This is a genomic window from Acidobacteriota bacterium, from assembly GCA_018001935.1.
Classification (GTDB): domain Bacteria; phylum Acidobacteriota; class JAAYUB01; order JAAYUB01; family JAAYUB01; genus JAGNHB01.
This window is the reverse complement of sequence record JAGNHB010000022.1, coordinates 1-22,207: the sequence shown is the minus strand read 5'-3', so window position 1 is coordinate 22,207 and position 22,207 is coordinate 1. Positions and strand designations below refer to the sequence as shown.

The 22,207-nt window shown below is 67.5% G+C and carries 15 protein-coding genes and 1 tRNA gene; 13 read left to right on the top strand and 3 right to left on the bottom strand.

What is annotated here, in order from left to right:
• Positions 1 to 599 precede the first annotated feature (599 nt).
• From KA419_10300 to KA419_10290, 3 genes are read left to right on the top strand one after another with little or no spacing between them, the layout of a single operon-like run.
• On the top strand, positions 600 to 1,079 hold the full coding sequence (locus tag KA419_10300) for a Spy/CpxP family protein refolding chaperone (GenBank protein ID MBP7866329.1): 480 nt from the start codon (positions 600 to 602) through the stop codon (positions 1,077 to 1,079).
• A gap of 20 nt (positions 1,080 to 1,099) precedes the next feature.
• Positions 1,100 to 1,807, top strand: a complete 708-nt coding sequence (locus KA419_10295; GenBank protein MBP7866328.1) for a response regulator transcription factor — start codon at positions 1,100 to 1,102, stop codon at positions 1,805 to 1,807.
• Positions 1,804 to 3,186, top strand: a complete 1,383-nt coding sequence (locus KA419_10290) for a HAMP domain-containing histidine kinase (protein MBP7866327.1) — start codon at positions 1,804 to 1,806, stop codon at positions 3,184 to 3,186. The genes KA419_10295 and KA419_10290 overlap by 4 nt, the downstream gene beginning before the upstream one ends.
• A 234-nt stretch (positions 3,187 to 3,420) precedes the next feature.
• On the opposite strand, the gene KA419_10285 is transcribed toward KA419_10290, so the two are convergent.
• Positions 3,421 to 5,349 (bottom strand): ABC-F family ATP-binding cassette domain-containing protein, encoded by a 1,929-nt coding sequence (locus KA419_10285; protein MBP7866326.1) that lies wholly within the window; start codon positions 5,347 to 5,349, stop codon positions 3,421 to 3,423.
• 212 nt (positions 5,350 to 5,561) lie between these two features.
• On the opposite strand from KA419_10285, the gene KA419_10280 reads away from it, so the two are divergent.
• The 4 genes from KA419_10280 (at position 5,562) to KA419_10265 (ending at position 10,665) form a co-directional block, all read left to right on the top strand.
• Positions 5,562 to 6,281, top strand: a complete 720-nt coding sequence (locus KA419_10280; protein ID MBP7866325.1) for an energy transducer TonB — start codon at positions 5,562 to 5,564, stop codon at positions 6,279 to 6,281.
• A gap of 792 nt (positions 6,282 to 7,073) precedes the next feature.
• Positions 7,074 to 7,517 carry an Hsp20 family protein gene (locus tag KA419_10275; GenBank protein ID MBP7866324.1) on the top strand — a complete coding sequence of 148 codons (444 nt, stop codon included), beginning with the start codon at positions 7,074 to 7,076 and terminating at the stop codon, positions 7,515 to 7,517.
• A 113-nt stretch (positions 7,518 to 7,630) separates the two neighbouring features.
• The gene (gene clpB / locus KA419_10270; protein ID MBP7866323.1) at positions 7,631 to 10,270 is read left to right on the top strand and encodes an ATP-dependent chaperone ClpB; all 2,640 of its coding nucleotides are present in this window, start codon (positions 7,631 to 7,633) and stop codon (positions 10,268 to 10,270) included.
• 318 nt (positions 10,271 to 10,588) lie between these two features.
• A tRNA-Arg gene (locus KA419_10265) sits at positions 10,589 to 10,665 on the top strand.
• Here KA419_10265 and KA419_10260 read toward each other — a convergent pair.
• Positions 10,644 to 10,853 (bottom strand): hypothetical protein, encoded by a 210-nt coding sequence (locus tag KA419_10260; protein MBP7866322.1) that lies wholly within the window; start codon positions 10,851 to 10,853, stop codon positions 10,644 to 10,646. The two genes, KA419_10265 and KA419_10260, sit on opposite strands and share 22 nt — an antisense overlap.
• A gap of 51 nt (positions 10,854 to 10,904) precedes the next feature.
• Between KA419_10260 and KA419_10255 the strand changes: the two genes are divergently transcribed.
• The 3 genes from KA419_10255 to KA419_10245 all read left to right on the top strand — a co-directional run bounded on the left by KA419_10255 (position 10,905) and on the right by KA419_10245 (position 14,084).
• Positions 10,905 to 11,867 carry a hypothetical protein gene (locus tag KA419_10255; GenBank protein MBP7866321.1) on the top strand — a complete coding sequence of 321 codons (963 nt, stop codon included), beginning with the start codon at positions 10,905 to 10,907 and terminating at the stop codon, positions 11,865 to 11,867.
• A gap of 228 nt (positions 11,868 to 12,095) precedes the next feature.
• Positions 12,096 to 12,653 (top strand): ATP-binding protein, encoded by a 558-nt coding sequence (locus KA419_10250; GenBank protein MBP7866320.1) that lies wholly within the window; start codon positions 12,096 to 12,098, stop codon positions 12,651 to 12,653.
• Positions 12,654 to 12,878: 225 nt separating this feature from the next.
• Entirely contained in the window at positions 12,879 to 14,084 is a 1,206-nt protein-coding gene (locus KA419_10245) for an L-serine ammonia-lyase (protein MBP7866319.1), read from the top strand.
• 105 nt (positions 14,085 to 14,189) lie between these two features.
• Here the strand turns inward: KA419_10245 and KA419_10240 are convergent, their stop codons facing one another.
• Complete coding sequence (locus KA419_10240) at positions 14,190 to 14,390, bottom strand: hypothetical protein (GenBank protein MBP7866318.1); 201 nt, start codon at positions 14,388 to 14,390, stop codon at positions 14,190 to 14,192.
• A 223-nt stretch (positions 14,391 to 14,613) separates the two neighbouring features.
• Here KA419_10240 and KA419_10235 point away from each other — a divergent pair, with 223 nt between their 5' ends.
• The 3 genes from KA419_10235 to KA419_10225 all read left to right on the top strand — a co-directional run bounded on the left by KA419_10235 (position 14,614) and on the right by KA419_10225 (position 21,985).
• On the top strand, positions 14,614 to 15,039 hold the full coding sequence (locus KA419_10235) for a hypothetical protein (protein MBP7866317.1): 426 nt from the start codon (positions 14,614 to 14,616) through the stop codon (positions 15,037 to 15,039).
• Between the two features lie 162 nt (positions 15,040 to 15,201).
• Entirely contained in the window at positions 15,202 to 17,136 is a 1,935-nt protein-coding gene (locus KA419_10230; protein ID MBP7866316.1) for a KUP/HAK/KT family potassium transporter, read from the top strand.
• 187 nt (positions 17,137 to 17,323) lie between these two features.
• The gene (locus tag KA419_10225; protein MBP7866315.1) at positions 17,324 to 21,985 is read left to right on the top strand and encodes an SUMF1/EgtB/PvdO family nonheme iron enzyme; all 4,662 of its coding nucleotides are present in this window, start codon (positions 17,324 to 17,326) and stop codon (positions 21,983 to 21,985) included.
• The last annotated feature ends 222 nt before the right edge of the window (positions 21,986 to 22,207 follow it).

Genomic DNA, 22,207 nt, shown 5'->3' with positions numbered 1-22,207 from the left:
CAATCGCAATCGCACCTCACATCCCCCACAGAAACAAAAGACGCGCTCATTGCCTCACGCGATGTGGCCAAGCCGCCAAGCCTCGCAAGAGGAAAGAGCCACGAAACACTTTTTGCGGGGGACGTCAACCGTAGAGAAGAACGCTTTGCTCCCGCCCCGAAGGCGGCGGGAGCCGGGGTCACCTCCAGGCTTGCTCCGAAAGGCGACATCCCCGAAAAAAGTGCCACCGCCCACTGGGAAGGGAGAAGATCGAGGGTTGCGGGCCGCCGTCGCCAAGGGGGCCGCCGTTCCCGGCTTCGGCCGCGGTTTCGGCTGCGACTGCGACTGCGACCGCTGCGCTGCTGCGACTGCGATTGCGACTGCGATTGCGATTGCGATACCGATTCCGATACCGATACCGATACCGATACCGATGGGAATGCCTCCGAACCTTCAGCCTAACAGCCTTCAGCCTAACAGCCTTCAGCCTAACAGCCTATACACTACAGTCATCCGCTTAACACTTCTTCACACCGCCGACATTGAAGCGCAACCCCGGGGTCGTATCCTGAGCATGGCTGGAGATGAATCCGGCCGAAATTCAAACCCTGGAGGCTGTCATGAAAACCGGAGTCAAAACGTTCATCACCGTCGGCGTGGCCCTCGCCGCCCTGGCCCTGGTGGCGGCCGTGGCCGCCCGCCCGATGCTCTCGGGCTGCATGGGGCACGGCAAGGGGCTGATGCACAACCCCGAGCGGATCCGCCAGGTCGCGACCTGGATCGTGGACGACGTTCTCGACAAGATCGAGGCCACCCCGCAGCAGCGCGAGCGGGTCCACGCCCTCAAGGACGAGATGCTGACCAGGGCCGGCGCCCTGCACCAGGAATGCCAGGCGAACCATGCTCGATTCCTGGCGGAGTTCAAGAGGGAGCGGCCGGATATGACCAATGTCCACGCGATGATCGACCAGGCGGCGGCGAAGAAGGTCGCCTTCGCCCACGAGATTGCGGACGCCGTCCTCAAGCTCCACGACATCCTCACCCCGGCCCAGCGAAACCAGTTGGTTGCCCTCGCGGAAGAGCACTTGACCGCCCACTGAGCGGGTGCTAGGATCGGGGCATGACCACCGACCCGATCATCCGGCTCCTCCTGGTGGAGGACGACCGGCGGCTGGCCGACCTCACCCGGGAATACCTGGAGCGCCACCATGTCGCGGTCTCGCTCGCCTTCGACGGCGAGCGGGGCCTCGACGAGGCGCTCCGCTTCCCCTTCGACGTGGTCCTGCTGGACGTCATGCTGCCGCGCCGGGACGGCCTCGGCGTGTGCCGGGCCATTCGGGAGCACAAGGACGTCCCCATTATCATGATCACGGCCCGGGGCGAGGAGGCCGACCGGGTCCTTGGCCTGGAGACGGGGGCCGACGACTACGTCCCCAAACCCTTTTCCCCCCGCGAACTCCTGGCCCGGGTCCGGTCGGTGGTCCGAAGGGCCCGCGGTCAGGCGGGTCCCCGCCGGACGGTCCTCACCCGCGGGGCCCTGACCCTGGACCCCGCGGCGCTGTCGGCGAACCGGGGCGGGGAACGCCTCGACCTCACCGCCCACGAGTTCCACCTCCTGTACGCCCTGGCGGAGAACGCCGGGCGGGTCCTCACCCGGGAGCGCCTCCTGGACCTCGCCGGCGGCGGGGAGGAGGCCTTCGACCGCTCGGTCGACGTCCACGTCTCCCGCCTGCGGAGGAAACTGGGCGACGACCCCCACCAGCCCCGCCTCATCCGGACCGTCCGCGGGGCGGGCTACCTGTTTCTGGCCGAGGGGGAAGGGGAGTGAGCCGCCGTTTCCGCCTTCCCCGCCACACGCTCTTCTGGAAGTTCTACTTCTACGGGCTGGGGCTCCTCCTGGCCGTGGCCGTGGCGGGCGGCGTCGTCGCGCACCTGGTGGGGAAGACCCCGCCCTGGATCGGCGCCCCCGACCGGTTGGCCGGCGTCCTCAGCCGGGCCCTGCAGCGGGGGCCCGGCGAAGCGGCCGGTCTGAAGGCGCACGTGGAGGAGATCGGGGCCGTCCTCAACGTGGACATCGCGGTGTACGACGCCCAGGGGGCGCTCCTGGCGGCGTCGGGGCCCCGGGCGCCCGGGCGCCTCGACCCGCGGCGGATCGAAACGCTTCCCTCCCGGGATTTCCCCTTCCGGCAGAGTGTCCTGCCCCTGCTTCTCGCGGACGGCCGCCGGGTCTGGACGGTGCTGCGCTGGGAGGAGCACGGCGGGATCAAGCGGCACTTCTGGACCGTCGCCGTCGTCTTTGTTCTCCTGGCGGTCATGCCCTGGCTCTTCGCCCGGACCTTCATCCGCCCGCTGGAACGGCTCACGCGGACGGCGAAGGCCTTCGGCGACGGCGACCTCCGGGTGCGGGCGGCCCTGAAGCGCTGCGACGAGATCGGCCGCCTGGCCGGGGCCTTCGACGAGATGGCGGACCGGGTGGCGGGCCTGGTGCGGTCCGAGAAGGAACTCCTCGCCAACCTCTCCCACGAGGTCCGTACCCCGCTGGCGAGGATCCGGGTGGCCCTGGAGTTGTGCGGGGAGGACGAGGCGGACGGCGAGGCCGTGCGGGCCCGCCTGCCGGGCATCGAGACGGACCTGGCCGAGCTGGAGGGGTTGGTGGAGCACATCCTGGCCCTGACCCGTCTCGACCTCGCCGCCGGTGGAGGCGCCGCCGCGCAGGCCCTGGCGCACGAAGCGGTGGACCTGGCGTCCCTGGTCGAGGCCGCCGCCGCGCGGTTCAAGGAAACCTGGCCCGGCCACCCCCTGGCGGTGGACACCCCCGGCCCGCTGCCGAAGCCTTTCGGGGACGCCCGCTTTCTGCGGCGCGTCCTGGACAACCTCCTGGACAACGCCGCGCGTTATTCCCCCGAGGGGTCCCCCGTCGAGATCGCCGTCGAGCCGGGGCCGGCGGGGGTGGCCGTCGCCGTCCGGGACCGGGGCGAAGGGATCCCGGAAGCGGACCGCGAAAGGGTTTTCGAGCCCTTCTTCCGGGGCGACCGGAGCCGCACCCCGGGCCGATCGGGCGTGGGGCTGGGCCTGACCCTCTGCCGGCGGGTGGTGGAAGCCGCCGGCGGGCGCATCGAAGCCCTCCCCCGCGAAGGCGGCGGCGCCGAGATCCGCTTCACCCTGCCGCTGCACCCCGACACACCCCAGGGGACACCGAAAGCGTAGCGAGAAAGGTCTCTCGCAAAGACGCCAGGATGCAAAGCCTCGCAAAGGGATTCCCTTTTCCGGTTCCAGCCTTGCGAGGCCTGGCGGCTCTGTGTCTTGGCGAGAGGTAGAGACCGCCTTTTTTTTCTGGAGAATCCGGATGATCCGTGTCCATCCGTGTTCTTCGTGATCCCTGTGCTTTTTCCCGCGTAGTCCGCGGTTCCCGGTCCCTTCCGTCTCTGCGCGTCCCGTGGCTCAGGGCTCGAGCCGGCTGCCGAGTTCTTCCCACCGGCCGTAGAGCCCCGCGAGGCGGGCGGCGGTGTCGGCGTGCTCCTGGCCGAGGCGGGCGAAGGCGTCGGAGGCCATGCCCGGGGAGGGGTCCTGCAACGTCCGCTCGATCTCCGACAGGCGGGCTTCCATCTGGGCGATTTCCGTTTCGACCTCTGCCATTTGCGCCTCGAGACGGAAGCGCTCGTTCTTGGAGAGGCCCTCGGGGCGGCCGTCCCCGCCCGCCCCGTCCCGCGGCCGCTCCGGGGTGCGTTCGGGGACGGCCCGCGCCGCCTCCGCCGCGGCCTCCCGCGCCGCGGACCGCCGGCTCTCCCACGCCTCCCACTCGGAGTAGTTCCCGAAGTGGAAGTCGGCGGTCCCGTCGTGGACGCTGAGGATCCGGTTGACGATCCGGTCCAGGAAGTAGCGGTCGTGGGAGATGACCAGTAGGGTGCCGGGGAAGGCGTCGAGGGCGGCCTCGAGTTCCTCGCGCGAGGCGATGTCGAGGTGGTTGGTGGGCTCGTCCAGGATGAGCACGTTGTGGCGGGCGTAGATGAGCCGCGCCAGCAGCAGGCGGTTCTTCTCGCCGCCGCTGAGCGCGGAGAGCGGCTTGAAGACGTCGTCGTCCCAGAACCCGAAGCGGGCGAGGAAGTTTCGGATGTCTCCCTCCTGGGCGAGGGGGTCGAGGGTGCGGATCTCCTGGATGGGGGAGGCTGACAGGGTCTCCATCTTCTGGTCGAAGTACCCGATGGACACGTTGCGCCCCCACCGGTACGACCCGCCCAGGGGGGGGATCTGGCCCAGCAGGGCCCGGAAGAGGGTGGTCTTGCCGGTGCCGTTCTCGCCGAGGATCCCGATCCGGTCGCCCCGGGTGACGGTGAGTTCGAGGGGGACCTCGACCAGGGGGGCGTCGTAGCCGAGCACCAGGTTCTCCAGGACCAGGACCGTGTCGGAGCTGCGGCTGACGTCCGACAGGTTCAGCCGGATCCGCCGGGCGTCCTCGGTGGGCCGCTCCACCCGCTCGAGCTTCTCCAGCATCCGCCGCCGGCTTTGGGCCTGCTTCGTCTTCTGTCCGTAGATGTTCCGGCGGATGAAGTCCTGGGTCTTCTGGATGAACTCCGCCTGGGACTCGTACTCCTTCCGCTGTTGTTCGAGCCGCTTGACGCGGTCGGCCTGGAAACGGGTGTAGTTGCCGACGTAGGTGTTGACCCGCCGGTTGGCGATCTCCCAGATGCCCCGGCAGACCCGGTCGAGGAAGTAGCGGTCGTGGGAGACCACCACGTAGGCCCGGTCCCACGCCTGGAGGTACTCCTCGAGCCAGCGGACGGCCTTGAGGTCCAGGTGGTTGGTGGGCTCGTCCAGGAGGAGGAGGTCGGCGCCCTCCAGGAGGAGGCGGGCCAGGCCGAGCCGGTTGAGCTGGCCGCCGCTCAGGAAGGCGCAGGGCTGGTCCAGCTCGGCCCGGGCAAACCCGATGCCCAGCAGCACGGCCTCGGTGCGGCTCCGGTAACTGTACCCGCCTTCCCGCTCGTAGCGCTCCTTGGCGTCGCTGTACCGGCGGAGGCTGCCGTCCAGGCGGTCGCTCTCGTGGTGATCCGAGATCTCGTGCTCCAGCCGGGCGATCTCCACCTCCAGGTCCATCAGGGGGCGGAAGACCTCCAGGGTCTCGTCGAAGAGCGCCCGGCCGGCATCGACGCGGACTTCCTGGTCCAGTTTGCCGACCCGGAGGCGGGACCGGAGGTTCACCCGCCCGGCGTCCGGCGCCACGGTCCCCGCCATGATGCCGAGGAGCTGGCTCTTGCCCGAGCCGTTGGGCCCGACGAGACCGAGGCGGTCCCCGTCGTTGACCTGAAGGCAGACCCCTTCGAAGAGGTCGATCTCGGGAAAGTGTCGGGCGATGTTTTCCAGTTGCAGCAGCATTCTGTCGCGGGGCGGCCCACCGGGAGCCCGGGAAGGCGCGGCCAAGGGGATTTCCGGGCGCGGCCGCCCGGAGCGGGGCATTGTATATTGGCCCGGGGAGGGAATCAAGCGAAAGGGGTCCCCAACAAAAATTGTGCTTTTTTCGTTCAACTTCTTGCATTCGCTTGAATGGCAGGTATAATGAAGGAGGAATTTCAACAAGGAGCCTGGTTATGAAACAACCGTTTCGCCATTTGTTGATGATACTCATCCTGGCCCTGACGGCCACGGCGGCCGTCGGCGCGGCCTCCTTCCAGATGCCGCTCTACACCGCGGATCAACTCAGGAACCCCGATTTCGTCCGCTCCGAGATCGCGCGCCTGGGGAACCTGCGGGCCGAGGCCGCCCTGCAGTACAAGGCCGTGTCGCCCCTGCACCGCTCCATGGTGGGCTCTCAGATCAACAAGATGGACGTCGTCCTGCGCACCCTGAACCACATCGACGCCCACGGCTTCAACCCGGCGGAAGTGGTGTTCCTCAACTGCCCGTGCATCACCCCCGAGGTCACCCAGTACCGGGGCCTCGAGATGGTGGATATCCGCGCCCCCCAGGAGCCCGCGGTGGTCGCGGAGAAAGTCTACGACGTGAACGAGGCGGGGATGACGCCCCCCAAGCCCGTCCGGACCCCCCAGTTCGAGATTCCCCCGGAAGTCATCGGCACCGGAATCAGCGGGAAGATGAACGTCCTCATCACCATCGGGAAGGACGGCCGGGCCACCGACGTCATGGCCCGCAACGAGATCACGCCGGCCCTCACCGAGACCGTCACGGCCCAGATCAAGGAGCGCTGGATGTTCAAGCCCGCCCTCCTGCACGGAAAGCCGGTCCCCGTCCGGATGCCCTGGGTCTTCACCTTCACCTACACCGTGATCCAGCCCACGCCCACGGAGTGAGCGCGACGGAACAGCCTCTCTCCCGCTTCGGACCCCGTCGGCGCCCGTCCCCGGGCGCCGACGCCGTTTCCGGGCTCCCCCGTCAGCGTCGCGCACGCAAGCAAGCGGCCGTCTTCGCCCCGCCTTCCATACCTGATGACCCCGCAAAAAGTCGCGAAAGGGAGATTTCCCGCGAATAACACGAATATACGCGAATTTATAACACGAATAATATCTGTTGATTGTTGATTTCTGATTCGCGTTCATTCGCGTGATTCGCGGGCATAAAAGACTTTTTGCGGGGGCGTCAAGTTTGACGATCGCCGCCCCGGGGACAAGACGTCGCATCGCAGGGGCAAACCCGCCCCGAAGGCGGCGGGAGCAAATCGTTCTTCCTGGCGAGCCTGGCGCCTTTGCGAGACCCGGATCCGGAGCGGCTCTCGCCAAGGCGCCAAGCTCGCAAGGGAAAACGGCATGGGCCACAAATCATGCTACCGGCGGACGTTTCGAGCGATCGTCCGCACGATCTTGCGCGATCCGGCAACGATGTTCCGGTGAAGAAACTACGCTCCTCCCTTGACTCCGCCCGGTAAAAGTGGCTTCGGAAGGCAACCGGGATCGACACTCTACTGGCAGGAACGCAGCCGCAAAAGCGCAGAGTGCCATCGCCCTTCGGGGTGGGGAAAAACGCCCCACACCCCCGGCGAGCCGCTTTGACACAAAGCTTTAATATTCAGTTGGATAGCGGCTGTTGGCGTTTTGGCACGCGGCATGCTAAGAAATTGTCGGATTTTTGAGAAGGAGGTAAAAACCATGGAAATCCGCAAGTACGATCCTTTTCAGAAGATGTTCCGGGAGTTCGAGCGCTACTTCGGCCGGCCCGTCGAGACCGGGCGCGCTTACGACGACGAGGGGAGCGTGGCCTGCGCCTGGTACCCCCGCATGGACGTGAACGAGCGCAAGGACGAGATCGTCGTCCGCCTGGACATCCCCGGCATGAAGCAGGAGGACATCCACGTCACGGTGGAGAACGGCGTCATGACCGTCCACGGGGAGCGCAAGTTCGAGCAGTCCGAGAGCGTCGACAACTACCACCGCGTGGAGTGCGCCTACGGGGCCTTCTCCCGCAGCTTCCAGGTCCCCCAGTCCGTGAACCTGGACAAGATTGTGGCCAAGTACCGGGACGGCGTCCTCACGCTGACCCTGGCCAAGAAGGACGAGAGCAAGCCCAAGCAGGTGGAGATCAAGATCGGCTGAAACACCCAACCGCCCGCCTTCGCTCCGGCGGGGGCGGCAACGGAATCCCCCGAGCCCGAATCCCCGCCGATTCGGGCTTTTTTTCAGGGGGTGCGCACCGAAAGGAGTGAGCGATGGATCTGAACAAGTTCACCGTTAAAGTCAGGGAGGCCCTGGAAACGGCCCACGCGACCGCTCTTCGAAAGGGCCACCCCGCCATCGTGGCCGAGCACCTCCTCCTCGCCTTCCTCCGGCAGGAGGAAGGCCTCTTCCCCCGCCTGCTGGCGAAGATGGGCGTCCCGGTCCCCGAGTTCACCGAGCGCCTGGAGGGGGAGATCGACCGCATGCCCCGGGTCTCGGGGACCGGCGGGCCCGACCAGGTCTATGTCTCCGCCCGTCTGGCGCGCATCCTGCAGGAGTCCCTGGCCACGGCCGCGAAGATGAAGGACGACTTCGCCTCGGTGGAGCACGTCCTCCTCGCCCTCCTGGACGACCGGACGCCCTCTCCCGCCAACACCCTCTTCCGGGAGTTCGGCTTCAACCGCGAACGCCTCATGGCCAACCTGCAGGACATCCGGGGCTCCCAGCGCGTGACCTCCGAGAACCCCGAGGCCACCTACGACGCCCTCGAGCGCTACGGCCGGGACCTGGTCCGGGACGCGGCCCGGGGCAAGCTGGACCCCGTCATCGGCCGTGACGACGAGATCCGTCGCGTGGTGCGCATCCTGAGCCGGCGGACCAAGAACAACCCGGTGCTCATCGGCGAGCCCGGCGTCGGCAAGACCGCCATCGTGGAGGGCCTGGCCCAGCGGATCTGCCGCCAGGACGTCCCCGAGGGCCTCCGGGACAAGACCATCTTCGCCCTGGACATGGGGGCCCTCATCGCCGGGGCCAAGTACCGGGGCGAGTTCGAGGAGCGCCTCAAGGCCGTCCTCAAGGAGATCCAGGAGTCTGAGGGGCGCATCCTCCTTTTCATCGACGAGATCCACACCATCGTGGGGGCCGGGAAGGTGGAGGGAGCCATGGACGCCGGCAACCTGCTCAAGCCCATGCTGGCCCGCGGGGAACTCCACTGCGTCGGCGCCACAACCCTCGACGAGTACCGCAAACACATGGAGAAGGACCCGGCCCTGGAGCGCCGCTTCCAGCCGGTGCTGGTGGAGCCGCCCACGGTGGAGGACACCGTCTCCATCCTCCGCGGCCTCAAGGAGAAGTTCGAGGTGCACCACGGGGTCCGCATTACCGACGGCGCCATCGTGTCGGCGGCGGTCCTGAGCAACCGCTACATCGCCGACCGCTTCCTGCCCGACAAGGCCATCGACCTGGTGGACGAGGCGGCCGCCACCATTCGGACGGAGATCGACTCCATGCCCGCCGAGCTGGACGAGATCTCCCGGCGCATCATGCAGCTGGAGATCGAGAACGAAGCCCTGAAGAAGGAGAAGGACGCGGCGTCGAAGCAGCGCCTGGACGCCCTGCGGGCCGAGCTGGCGGAGTTGAAGGAACGGTTTGCGGCCCTCAAGGCCCAGCTCGACGCCGAGAAGGAGGAGATCCGGCACCTGCGGAAGCTCCGCGAGGACATCGAGACCACCCGCCAGGACATCGCCCGGGCGGAGCGTCAGTACGAGCTCAACCGCGCCGCCGAGCTCAAGTACGGCCGCTTGCGGGAGCTGGAGCGGGCGCTGGCCGACGCGGAGTCGCACCTCGCCGGGAAGCAGCAGGGGGCCCGGTTGCTCAAGGAGGAGGTCACCGACGAGGAGATCGCCGAGATCGTGGCCCGGTGGACGGGGATCCCCGTGACCCGGCTGGTGGAGGGCGAGCGGGAGAAACTCCTCCGGCTGGCGGAGATCCTCCACCGCAGGGTGATCGGCCAGGACGAGGCGGTGGACGCCGTGTGCGAGTCCGTCCTGCGGGCCCGCTCGGGCCTGAAGGACCCGCGGCGCCCCATCGGTTCCTTCATCTTCCTCGGCCCCACGGGCGTCGGGAAGACGGAGCTGGCCAAGGCGCTCTCCGAGGCCCTCTTCGACGCCGAGGAAAACATGGTGCGCATCGACATGTCCGAGTACATGGAGAAGCACAGCGTGGCGAAGCTCATCGGCGCCCCCCCGGGCTACGTCGGCTACGACGAGGGCGGGCAGCTCACGGAGGCCGTCCGTCGCAAGCCCTACGCCGTGGTGCTGTTCGACGAGATCGAGAAGGCCCACCCCGACGTCTTCAACGCCCTGCTCCAGATCCTCGACGACGGTCGGCTCACCGACGCCCGGGGCCGGACCGTGGACTTCAAGAACACGGTGGTCATCATGACCTCCAACACCGGGAGCGATCGGATCACGAAGAGCCTGGGCCGCGACGGGAGCCTCCCGGAGCCCGTGCGGGAAGCGGTGATGGCGGAGCTGCGCCGGACCTTCCGCCCCGAGTTCCTCAACCGGGTGGACGAGACCGTCCTGTTCCGGCCGCTCACGCCGGACGACATCGAGAAGATCGTGGACCTGCAGGTGGAGGCGCTGCGTCGCCGGCTCGTCGACCGCTTCGTGACCCTGTCGCTGTCCGCCGAGGCGCGGGCCTGGATCGCCCGCAAGGCCTACGACCCGGTCTACGGCGCCCGGCCTCTCAAGCGCTTCCTGCAGAAGCAACTGGAGTCGGAGTTAGCCCGCCGCCTGGTGGCGGGGGACGTCCCCCCGAACACCCGGGTGGAAGTGGGTCTCGACGGCGACGCCCTGACCTTCGCGTCGGTCCCGGGGAACGGCGCCCCCCCCGCCGCGTCCCCGGTCTGAGGGCCGCGCGGAAAGCACCGGGTGGAAACAGTCCCATCCCCCCCGGGTGAGGGCTCGACCCAAGGCCGTAAACACCTTGCCGTGTGATGCGCGGCTTTCGCGCAGCCGCCGAAACCGAGAAGGACCATCGCTCCCCGTGCGATGGCTAAACCCAAGGACGGGAACGTTTTTCCGCTCGTTCCCCGGTTTTCGCTCGGCCGCCGAACCCTCAAAGCACCGTTGGCGGTGCTCGGGCTCTCCCTTTTCCTGCCGCTCCGTCCCGGCCATGTCTTTTTCACTTGACCTCCGACGCAGAAAGGTGTATATAGACACATTCGTGCGCCCGTAGCTCAGCTGGATAGAGCGCCGGACTACGAATCCGTAGGTCGCAGGTTCAAATCCTGCCGGGCGTACCAAAAATCAAGGCTTCCGAGACATCGGAAGCCTTTTTGTCTTTGGTCGACCACGAATGCCGCCCGCGGGAGGCCTCCGATCGGTCGCCGTTGAATGCGTCGGAAGCGACGGCTTTTTTCGGCGGCGTGCCCCGATCCGCAACGGGCGTTTCCCCTTTTGTCTTGTCCTGCTTCTTTTTCTGGTCTATCATCGGATCATTATTGCAGGCACGGTGCGCAGTTGCTTCGTTCAGGAGGCGAAAATGAGACGGACCGCGATCTGGTGTTGCATCCTCACCCTGGCGTGTTTCACGGTTCAGGCGGGGGACCCGGATTCCCCCGGTCCGCCGAACACGACCGCCGGCCACATGCCGACGCTGCAGGAACTGTATGACTACCTGATGTCCGGGACGCTGCCGGCACCGCCCGCCCCTTTCCAGGAACCGGCCGCCGGGCCGGGCGGCACAATGAAAACGCTGCTGCAGATCTACTCGGACATGCGGGCGCTGCTGGACCAGGTCACGGTGGCGGAGACGGAGGTCCTGTCCGGCCGGAAGTACTTCAGCACCAGCCCGGCCGGCTGGGGCATATGGTCCGGGACCATGCCGGACAACGGGGCCGTGGCGATCACGCCGGGGGTGGCCGCCCAGACCATCCCGGCCGGGTACCACGACGGGCTCGGGACGGTGGCCGGCGACGCGGACCTGACGGGTGGGAACATCCGGAACGGGGTGACGATCTTCGGCGTGGCGGGGACGTACAGCGGCGGCGGTTGCACCTGCAGCGGGACGCTCGTGGGAACCCGCTGGTGCGACAACGGCGACGGCACCGTGACCGACCTGCTGGGTTCCGACGTGATGAGCGGCAAAGGAAAGTGTCTGGTCTGGCTGAAAGAGGCTGGTTTTCTCGCGCTGCAATCATGGTGTGACGCCAACAGCCTGACCAGCCTCTTGAGCGCGGCAGATCCCCTGGCGGAGTTGACGGATGGTTCCGTCGCAGGCGATTGGCGGGTTCCGACGCTCCTGGAAATGCAGGCGCTGACCAGCGGTACGGAAGCGGTCAGAATGGAAACCCCGCGGGCCTTCACGGGTGTGGGATTGTACTATTGGTCGTATTCGTCGTCCTCGATCAGCGAATCGTGGCTCATCAACCTGTCAAACGGTGAGGCCTGGACTGCGCTCAAAGATTACGAGTACGGTGTATGGCCGATCCGCAGCGGACCGTAGAACACGGGGGCCAGGTTTCGGCTGATCCCAATAAAAACGGAAGAAAACGCTGACAGATGAACAGGCGTCGAGGCGTGAAAAGAAATAACGGATGATCCGTTTCGGCCATCGGCAGGGCGGCTTGACGGTGAGGAAATCCTTGGCCGTCGGCAGGGGGGTGGATTCGCCTGCGCTTTGGCCTTGTAAAATCACCATCGACTGGTTGAAATATCACCATGATCTGGGGTCCTGGATGAAGTCCAGAAGGCCCCCGACCTCTTCACCGCCATCAAGCTCGCCGTGGATCAGGACCGCCGGCCGGGCCGCTTCCTGCTCACCGGTTCCGCCAACGTCATGACACTCCCCCGGCTCGCCGAATTCCTGGTCGGCAGGATGGAGATACTGCCCCTTTACCCCTTTTCGGCCGGCGAACTCGACGGCGTGGTCGAAGGTTTCATTCCCCGACTTTTCCGCGGCACTCTCGATCCTGTGGAACCCCTTCGCGTTGAGGAGAACCTGACGGCTCGTCTGACCCGCGGCGGTTACCCGGAAGCCGTCCGACGCCGGGATGAGAACCGGCGCGCTGCCTGGTTTGCATCCTGTCTCTCCACCATCCTGCAACGGGATGTTCGGGACCTGGCCCGCGTGGACGCTCTTCGCAGCCTGCCCAACCTCCTGGGTATCCTGGCCGCCCGGACCTCCGGCCTGCTGAATATGGCCGATGTGGGTCGCGACACGGGCCTCCCTCACACTTCTCTGACCCGATACCTGGCCCTTTCGGAGACCGGCTCTGGGCGGTTCCGTTGAACATCCTCTGGGCTCCTTGAATATCAGCGGGTTCGATATCGGGCATCGGTACGATCGACGAACCGTGCCGGGGGCACGACCCCGGAGGGGTCGCCGGTTCACCCCGGGCGTCCGTCGCCGAACCGCGGACGGGATCCGGAGGGGAAAACCCTTTACATCGCGCCGGAATGCGGTTATGGTTGGCCCATGAGTCAAACCCCGAACCCCGCACAACCCCCTCCCGGGATGGAGAGCCTCCGCGAGCTGTACCGCATCGGATACGGGCCGTCCAGCAGCCACACCATGGGCCCCCGCGCCGCGGCGGAGCAGTTCCTGGCGCGCGTCCCCGCGGCGGAGCGCTACCGGGTGGTCCTCTACGGCAGCCTGGCCGCCACCGGGAAGGGACACCTCACGGACCGGGTCCTCAACGACGTCTTCCGCGGGAAGGACTTCGGGATCGAGTGGAAGCCGGACACCGTCCTCCCCCGCCACCCCAACGCCCTGACGTTCTCCGCCTTCGGGACGGACGGCGCCCCCTTGGGCGAGTGGACCGCCTACAGCGTGGGGGGCGGCGCCGTGACGGACGACCGCGGCCCCGCCGAGAGCGACCGGGTGTACCCCTTCGCCGACCTGGGGGAGGTCCTGCACTGGTGCAACGCCCACGGGCGCTCCTTCTGGGAGTGCGTGCGGGAGTTCGAGGCGCCGGACCTGTGGGACCACCTGGCGGCGGTCTGGCAGGCCATGCGGGAATCGGTGCAGCGGGGCATCGACAACGAGGGCGTCCTGCCCGGGGTCCTGAACCTGCCGCGGAAAGCGTCCAGCTACCACGTACGCGCCTCAGGGTTCTCGGGGACCCTGCGCAACCGGGCCCTCCTGTTCTCCTACGCCCTGGCCGTGAGCGAGGAGAACGCCGGGGGCGGGCGGATCGTCACGGCCCCCACCTGCGGGTCGTGCGGCGTGCTGCCGGCGGTCCTGCACTACCTGAGCACCGAGCACGGCTTCGGGGACGAAAAGATCCTGCGGGCCCTGGCCACGGCGGGGCTCATCGGGAACGTGGTCAAGCGGAACGCCTCCATCTCCGGGGCCGAGGTGGGGTGCCAGGGGGAGGTGGGCACCGCGTGCGCCATGGCGTCCGCCGCCACCACCCAACTCTTCGGCGGCACGGTCTTCCAGATCGAGTATTCCGCCGAGATGGGCCTGGAGCACCACCTGGGGCTCACCTGCGACCCGGTGGCCGGGCTGGTGCAGATCCCCTGCATCGAGCGCAACGCCTTCGCCGCCGCCCGGGCCCTGGACCACAACGTCTACGCCATCCTCTCCGACGGCCGGCACCGCATCAGTTTCGACGAGGTGGTGGAGACCCTCCGGCGCACCGGCCGGGACATCCCCAGCCTCTACCGGGAGACCTCCGCCGGTGGCCTGGCCCTCTGCGACGCTCAGGCGGAGGGCTGACGCCCCGTCGCGCATCCGTGGGGTGCAGCCGCGCAGGCAATGGCGCTGCGCCGGCCCCCTCCACGCCCGCCGCGGAGGCGATGGCGAGGCTCGCCCGTCGGCGGGTCACTCCCGCGCGGGCGCGAAGACCATGGCCTGGAGGAAGACGACGGCCTTGGGTTCCTCGATGCCCGTGGAGTCGCGCAGCTTCGCCTCGATGGCGGCGACCCCGCCCAGGGGGCGGTACCCTTTCCCGACGGCCTCGCAGACCTTGTCCTCGAGGCGCCGCACGCTGAGGTCCTGCAGGATGATGTAAGGCTTGGACATCTCAAGACACCTCCGCGGCCGGGATTTCCGCGCCGCCCTCCGCCCGGGCCGCCGGGGGCCCGCCCGGGGGCCCGACGCGCCCCGCCGCCGCGACCGGATTATTCCACAAGAGCGCTCGGGAATCCACCTCCCTTTGTTTGGGTTGATGTTTCCCTCGAAATGGGGTAGAAAGCGTTTGTCCGTGGGAGGGGCGGACGGAGGAAGGGGAAAAAGGAGACATCAGGTGTCCGTTTCCAAGGTGAGGCTCTGTGCTTCCTCGATCTGCCAGCTGCGCTGCCCGGTCTGTGTGGGGTGGGGCATCCGGGAGATGGGTTATTCCTCGGTGGCGGAATGGGAGGAGGCCCAACGCGACTACGGGAAGCGGCACCTCGCGGTGTGCGAGAACCTGTGGAACGAACCTCAGATCAACTGGGACGGAAGGCTCCTGGGTTGTCCTTGCAATTGCGACTTCTTCGCGGTAAACGTCTTCGAATCGGGACTGGAAAAGGCGCTGGCGAACGAAGACTATGTGTACGCGAAACAGATGGTCCTCGGAAAGGCGAACCCCCGGGATGACGTCCCCTGTTCCGTCTGTGACATCTACCGCTACCGGCGCGCGCACGGGGTGTATCTCGACGAGAAGACCGTGGAACCGGCGGTGCCGGCATGAAAACACCCTCTCCGGGCACGCGCGCCGATCATGAGTGAGGAAACCGCTTTGGCAGCAACTTCACCCCACTCGCAAGAACGATCAACCGCGGGACCGGCGCCCCCCCCCGGGCCCCCGCCGCCGGGTGCGCCGGCCACGCTCTCGGAGGCCCGGAAGGCCGGCTTGTTCGCCCTCTGCCTCTCCGCCCTGGGGGTGGTCTACGGCGACATCGGCACGAGCCCGCTCTACACGGTCTCCGAGGTGTTCCACGGTCAGAAGGCGTCCGCCGTCGACGCCGCCAGTGCGCTGGGGGCCACCAGCCTCATCCTCTGGATCCTGACCCTGTCCGTGGGGGTGAAGTACATCCTCCTGGTCCTGCGCGCCGACAACCAGGGGGAGGGCGGCACCTTCGCCCTGCTAGGCCTGTTGCGCCAGGGGGGGAGCCGCCTGCTGAAGTACCTCTCGCCCGCCCTGATCCTGGCCGCCGGGCTCCTGTACGGCGAGGGGATCATCACCCCCGCCATCTCGGTGCTGTCGGCGGTGGAGGGGCTGAAGATCGTGACCGGCGCCTTCCAGCCCTACATCGTGCCCATCACGGTGGGCATCCTGGTGGGCCTGTTCGCCATCCAGCGGCGAGGCACCGCCCAGGTGGGCCGGATCTTCGGCCCGGTCCTGCTGGTGTGGTTCGCCGCGCTGTCCCTCCTGGGGATCAACCAGGTCCTCCAGCACCCCGGCATCCTGGCGGCCTTCAACCCCCTGTACGCCGTGGATTTCCTCGTGAACGGCGGGTTCCATCACGCCATGCTGGTCCTCGGCTCGGTCCTGCTGGCGGTGACGGGCTGCGAGGCCCTCTTCGCGGACATGGGCCACTTCGGACGGCGACCCATCCGCATCACCTGGACCACCCTCGTCTACCCCGCCCTCATGCTCAACTACCTGGGGCAGGGCGCCTACGTCCTGAGCGGGCGGGAGGCGCCGGCGGGGCACATCTTCTACGCCCTGGTGCCGTCCTGGGGGCTCGTCCCCATGGTGGCCCTGGCGACCTTCGCCACCATCATCGCCTCCCAGGCCCTGATCTCCGGCGCCTTCTCCCTGACCCAGCAGGCCATCGCCATGGGCCTCTTCCCCCGCCTGCGCATTGTCCACACCAGCGCCACCCACGAGGGGCAGATCTACATCGGCGGCATCAACTGGGCCCTGATGGTGGCCTCGTCGCTCCTGGTGGTGATCTTCCAGACGAGTTCCAACCTGGCCGCGGCCTACGGTTTCGCCGTCTCGGGGGTCATGCTCGTCACCTCCGTTTCCATGACGGCCATCGCCCACCTTCTCTGGGGGTGGCGGCTCTGGAGGGCCCTCGCGGTCTTCGGGGCCTTCGCCCTCCTCGAACTGCTCTTCTTCAGCTCGGCGAGCCTGAAGGTCCTCCATGGCGGTTGGGTCCCTCTCAAGGTCGGCGCCATCATCTACCTGATCATGTCCACCTGGTACTGGGGGCGGAAGTACATCGCCCGCCGCTACGCTTCCATCGCCCCCGCCTGCGAGTCCGTGGCCCGGTTGATCGAGCTGAAGAAAAACCCCGCCATCCAGCAGATCCCCCGTTCCATCGTGGTCATGTCGTCCCGGCCCATCAGCTCACCGGAGGACAGCATCCCGCCGGTGCTCCACCTTTTCTGGGTCCGCCTCGGGGCCATCCCCAAGCACGTGATCTTCCTCACCGTGGTCCAGGAAAACGTGCCCTTCCTGCGGGTCAAGAACCGGGAGCATTTCGAGGCCCGGAATTTCCTCTTCGACCCGGTTTGCGGGTCGGTGACGGCCATTCAGGCCAGTTACGGGTACATGGAAAACCTCGACGTGCGGCAAACCCTCATCGCCGCCAAGGCGCTGCACCAGGTGAAGGTGCCGGGGGACCCGAGGCGGTGGCTGGTCCTGATCGGCCAGGAGAACCTCATCGTCAGCTCCATCGACCGGCTCCGGAACCTGCGGCTGTGGTTCTTCCGCTTCATGCTCCGCAACTCGGTCCCGGCCCACCTCTACTTCGGGCTCGGGACCGACACCCACGTCACCACCGAGACCGTGCACATCCCCGAGGAGCAGCTCCCGGACGAGAAAGCCCCGGCCTGACGCAGGGTGCGCGGGGCCCCGGCGCCTCGTTTGGCGGATACACCGAAAAAATGTGATATAGTGAATTTATGAGTCTTCGTGCGGGCCCGGCATGGGGAATGCATGGATGTCTCATCCCTTCCCGGTTGAAAACGGGCAGCCGTCGGAAGAACGTCTCCGGGAGATTCTCTACAGGGGCGGTTGAATCATGGGAAAAAGCAGTTTCTTCGCGTGGGTCGTCCTCGGCGTTGTCGTCGTGGGGAGCTGCCCCTCTCCAGCGAGCCCCGGGCGGGAATCTCCCGCTCCGGAGCTTCCCCCCGTCGTCGCCCCGCACACGCACAGGGGGGTACACCCCGGTCCTTTCCCGGAGAGGGCCCCGGCAACCGTTGCCTTCGCCCCGTCGGACGCGGGATCCTGGGACGGGGGCTTCGCCTGGAACGCGTTCTGCAACGTGAGTGTGGTCGTGGTGAGCGGGACCGAAATTTTCGTCGGGGGGGACTTCTCGGCCCTGGGCGGGTTGACGGTGAACGGGATCGCGAAATGGGACGGCAGCACGTGGACGGCATTGGGAAGCGGGTTCAACGGGAGTGTTCGGGCGATTGCGGTGAGCGGGGGAACCGTCTACGCCGGGGGGGATTTCACGACGGCCGGCGACATCACGGTGAACCGCGTCGCGAAATGGGACGGCACGAGCTGGTCAGCCCTGGCGAACGGCGTGACCGGGCGGGTGAACGCTCTCGCCGTGAGTGGGAACGACCTCTATGTCGGTGGGGAATTCATCCAGGCCGGCTACGTGGCGGCGCATCATGTCGCGAAGTGGAACGGAACCGCCTGGTCGACCCTGAAGAGCGGGTTGGGTTCCGACGTGTACGCCCTCGCCGTGAGCGGGGGCGACCTGTACGCCGGGGGGGATTTCACCTCCTCCAGCTGGACAAGCGTGAATCACATCGCGAAGTGGGACGGGAGCTCGTGGTCGGCCTTGGGGAAAGGGGCGAACAAGAGCGTGAGAGCCCTCGCCGTGAGCGGGGGCGACCTCTATGCCGGCGGGTTGTTCACGACGGCCGGGGGGAGTGGCGCCTCGCGGGTCGCGAAGTGGGACGGGAGCGCCTGGTCACCCCTGGGGGCCGGTCTGGACGGGGACGTGACCGCCATCGCGGTCATCGGGAGCGACGTCTTTGCGGGGGGAACGTTTCACACCGCCGGGGGCGCTGACGCCCGCTATATCGCGAAGTGGGACGGCGGCGCCTGGTCACCGCTGGGGACCGGGATGAACGCCCCGGTGTGGACCCTGACCGCCGGCGGGGGCAGCCTGTACGCCGGAGGGTTGTTCTCCCTGGCCGGGGGGGTCGGGGTGGAGAGTCTCACCCGGTACGACGGGACCACCTTTCATCCCATGGGCCCGGAAAACACCGGTCAGGGGGTGAACTCCACCGTCTACGCGGTGGTTACGGACGGGACCGACGTCTATGCCGGGGGCCGATTCACGAGGGCCGGCGGGGTGATCGCCGGGGGCGTCGCCCGGTGGGACGGCAGTGCCTGGTCGGCCCTGGGGGAGGGGGTGGATGGTACCGTCTACGCCATCGCCGTGGTCGGCACCACCGTTTACGTCGGTGGAGATTTCACCCGGGCCGGCGGTATCGAGGCGAACCGCGTCGCAAAATGGGATGGTTCGGCCTGGTCACCCCTGGGCAGTGGGGTGAACGACACCGTGCTGGCCCTCGCCGTGAGCGGGGGCGACCTCTTCGTGGGCGGGTGGTTCACCGAGGCCGGCGGCGCCGGCGCGAACCACGTCGCCCGGTGGGACGGCGCCGCCTGGTCGGCCCTGGGCAGCGGGACCAACAACTCCGTGAAAACCGTCGTCGCCGGCGGGGGCGCCGTCTATGTCGGGGGATATTTCAGCCAGGCCGGGGGGGTGCCCGCGAGCCGAATCGCCAAGTGGGACGGGACTGCCTGGTCGGCCTTGGGCGGCGGGGTGGACAACGGGGTCGAGGCCCTCGCCGTGAACGGGAGCGACGTCTACGCGGGAGGGTTCTTCGTCGCCGCGGGCGGAAAGATCACGACAGCGGTCGCGAAATGGAACGGCAGCGCCTGGTCTGCCCTGGGAACCGGAATCGTCGGCCGCGTGCGGGCCCTGGCCTGGAGCGCGAAGGGACTCTATGTGGGCGGCACTGTCCAGAAAGCGGGGGGGATCGCGGTGAACCGGATCGCCAACTGGGACGGCAACTCGTGGACCCTTCTGCGAGAAGGGGTAAACCACGATGTGGAGGCCCTCGCCGCAAAGGGGTACGACCTTTTCGTCGGCGGGTGGTTCATCCGGGCCGGGTCGGCGGACTCCGGGCACCTCGCCCTCTGGCGATCCTGCCCCGAGCCCGATGCCCCGGTCATCACCTCGCCACCGGCCGGGAAAACCATCCTGCAGGGGCAGACCGCCTCGTTGACGGTGACGGTGAGCGGCGCAGAACCGCTCCACTACCAGTGGTACCAGGGTATCAGCCTGGATACCCGGGTACCCGCTCCCGGGGCGATGGACGCACCGGTTTACACCACGCCGGTCCTCACCGCCGATGCCTCCTACTGGGTGCGGGTATCCAGTGCCTGCGGCGTGACGGACAGCCCCCCGGCGACGGTGACGGTCCGCTACGGCCTTTACGCGGCGCACGCGGCGCATTCCGACCTCTGGTGGACCCGGGTGAACCTGCTCAACGCCGGGGCCGCCAATCACCCGGTGAACCTGAAACTTTACGACGCCGAAGGGGCCTTGCTCGAAACCAGGATCCTCGCGTCCCTTCCGGCCGGGTCGCTTTTCGCGGCGGACCTGGCGTCCCTCTTTTCCCCGGCAGCGCTTTCCCCGGACATGTGGCTGACGGCGGACAGCCTGTCGCCGCTGCAGGGGGTCCTGGAGTTCGGGACGCGGGACTCCCTGGCCTACGTGGCCATGCCCATGGAAACGGCGGGTTTCATCGATCTGATCTTTCCGTACGTCGTGGTCATGGGTGAATGGTACACCGGCATCACCCTGGTCAACATCGGGGACGCCCCGGCCCAGCTTCGTCTGGATGCCTACCGGGAAGACGGCGGCCACATCGGCACCGTCGATGGGGTTCTCGCTTCCGGGGCCAAGTACGTTCGCCTGGTGAACCAGGTTTTCCCGGCAGTGTCCGACCCGACCCAGATCCGTTTTGTGAAGGTGACGTCCACGCAGCCCCTGGTCGCCTTCGAGCTTTTCGGCAACATGGTAAACCCCGGCCTGGCTGGGCTCACGGCCTTCGACGGCAGGCCGGCCGCAGCATCCCAAGCAGACAGCCCCGGAACGGGGTCCGGCGAATCGTTGCCGGGAACAATCCCCGCGGCGGATCACGAGCTCTTTTTCAACGAAATTCCCGACAATGCCCTCTTCTATACCGGCGTGACCTTCTCCAACCTGGGTGCCGACGGCGTCCCCGCCTCGGTGAAACTGCTGAACGCGTCCGGTGACCCCGTCGCCCAGGGGGAAATCTACCTGCCGCCCAACGCCCAGGTGACGCGGGAGATCTGGGACGTCTTCGACGGGGTGCCTCGTCCCGACGCTGTTTCTTTGCATGCGACGGCGGCCGCCCCGCTGGCGGGGTTCGAGCTGTACCTGAGTCGTTCCGGCGGGAACATCTTCCGTTTCGACGGGATCGGCGCCTCGTCGAAGGGGTCCCGGAACCTGCTATTCCCTCTCGTGAAACGCGGATCGGCGTGGACCTCGAACCTGCGGGTGCTCAACGTCACCGCGGAGCCTGTTACCGTCAAAGTGAGGGGTTACGACCCGACCGGCGAGTCGGCGGGCCTGTACACCGTGTCCCTGACGCCCGGCGCCCGGCTGGACAGCACGCCGGAGGCGATGCTGCCCTCGCCGTTCTACGAAGTCGCCTGGCTCTCGGTGGAAGGGACGGGTGAACTGGCCGGCGACCTCTTCATGGTGTCGACGGACCTGACCCGCCTGGGCAGCTACAGGGGGATCCCGGTGGCCCGGTACGCCGCCGGGGATCTCCTGGAGACCGACGCCCTGGTGGGGAACCTGCGCTTCGTCCCGGCGAAGAAGTACGCCGTGCAGGGTTCCCCGGTGGGAGAACCCTGCAGGAACTCCTACATGGAAACCCAATTCACCCACACCCTGACGCGGAGCCTGGCCGTGATGGAAACGGAGGTGACGCGGAAGATGTGGGCGGACCTGAAGTCGGTCCAGCCGTCGCTGCCGGACGACCCGTCCGACGTGCAGCGAAGCCCCGGGATGTCGAACCCGGTACAGACCGTCACCTGGTATGCCGCGGTGCTGTTCGCCAACCTGCTGTCGGTGGAGCGCGGTCTGACCCGGTGCTATTATGCCGATGCCGCTTTTACCTCCCCGATCACCTCGCTCAACTACGAGACGGACGCGGTGTTCTGTCATTGGGAAGCGAACGGCTACCGCCTGCCGACGGAAGGAGAGTGGGAGTACTTCTGCCGGGCGGGGACGACGGGGCCTTTCTGCGTGGACGAACCGAATTACATCGTCGGGAATTGCGACAACTTATCACCCAACCCCTCGCTGACGTCCCTGAGCACGGTCGCGTGGTGGTGCGGGAACACCCAGGGCACGACGTCCCCGGTGGGGCTGAAGGAGCCTAACGCATGGAATATTAAAGATTTGCATGGCAACGTCTACGAGTGGTGCTGGGACTGGCTTGCGGTTTACCCTGTCGAGTGGGCGGAGGACTACCGGGGGCCGTCGTCGGGGTTGTCCCGGGCGACGCGGAGCGGTTGTTACTCCAACACGGCCAAGGAGTGCCGTTCAGCGAACCGGCACGTTGCCAGCCCCAACACACGTTCTTCAGCGTTTGGTTTCCGCCTGGTTCGCGGGCAGTGAGACAAGGCCCGGGTACGCGCGCCGAGCGTACGCGCGCCGAGCCGAGGCGCGCGCGTGGGGGTGGGGGAAGGGGGATGGAAGCGCCGGGCTCGGCTCGCCCGGCGTACGGCGTACGCGCGCCGAGCCGAGGCGCGCGCGTGGGGGGGGGGGGGGGGGGTGGGAGGGCCGGGCTGGGGCGGCCCCAGGGCCGGAGCGGCCCGCCCGGGCGGCGGAACGGCTCGC

Coding starts and splice junctions, on each gene's coding strand:
- KA419_10285 (MBP7866326.1), bottom strand. CDS start 5,349: ATGCTGCTGCAACTGGAAAACATCGCCCGACACTTTCCCGAGATCGAC.
- KA419_10245 (MBP7866319.1), top strand. CDS start 12,879: ATGGAGAGCCTCCGCGAGCTGTACCGCATCGGATACGGGCCGTCCAGC.
- clpB (MBP7866323.1), top strand. CDS start 7,631: ATGGATCTGAACAAGTTCACCGTTAAAGTCAGGGAGGCCCTGGAAACG.
- KA419_10280 (MBP7866325.1), top strand. CDS start 5,562: ATGAAACAACCGTTTCGCCATTTGTTGATGATACTCATCCTGGCCCTG.
- KA419_10275 (MBP7866324.1), top strand. CDS start 7,074: ATGGAAATCCGCAAGTACGATCCTTTTCAGAAGATGTTCCGGGAGTTC.
- KA419_10225 (MBP7866315.1), top strand. CDS start 17,324: ATGGGAAAAAGCAGTTTCTTCGCGTGGGTCGTCCTCGGCGTTGTCGTC.
- KA419_10300 (MBP7866329.1), top strand. CDS start 600: ATGAAAACCGGAGTCAAAACGTTCATCACCGTCGGCGTGGCCCTCGCC.
- KA419_10255 (MBP7866321.1), top strand. CDS start 10,905: ATGAGACGGACCGCGATCTGGTGTTGCATCCTCACCCTGGCGTGTTTC.
- KA419_10295 (MBP7866328.1), top strand. CDS start 1,100: ATGACCACCGACCCGATCATCCGGCTCCTCCTGGTGGAGGACGACCGG.
- KA419_10260 (MBP7866322.1), bottom strand. CDS start 10,853: ATGATAGACCAGAAAAAGAAGCAGGACAAGACAAAAGGGGAAACGCCC.
- KA419_10240 (MBP7866318.1), bottom strand. CDS start 14,390: ATGTCCAAGCCTTACATCATCCTGCAGGACCTCAGCGTGCGGCGCCTC.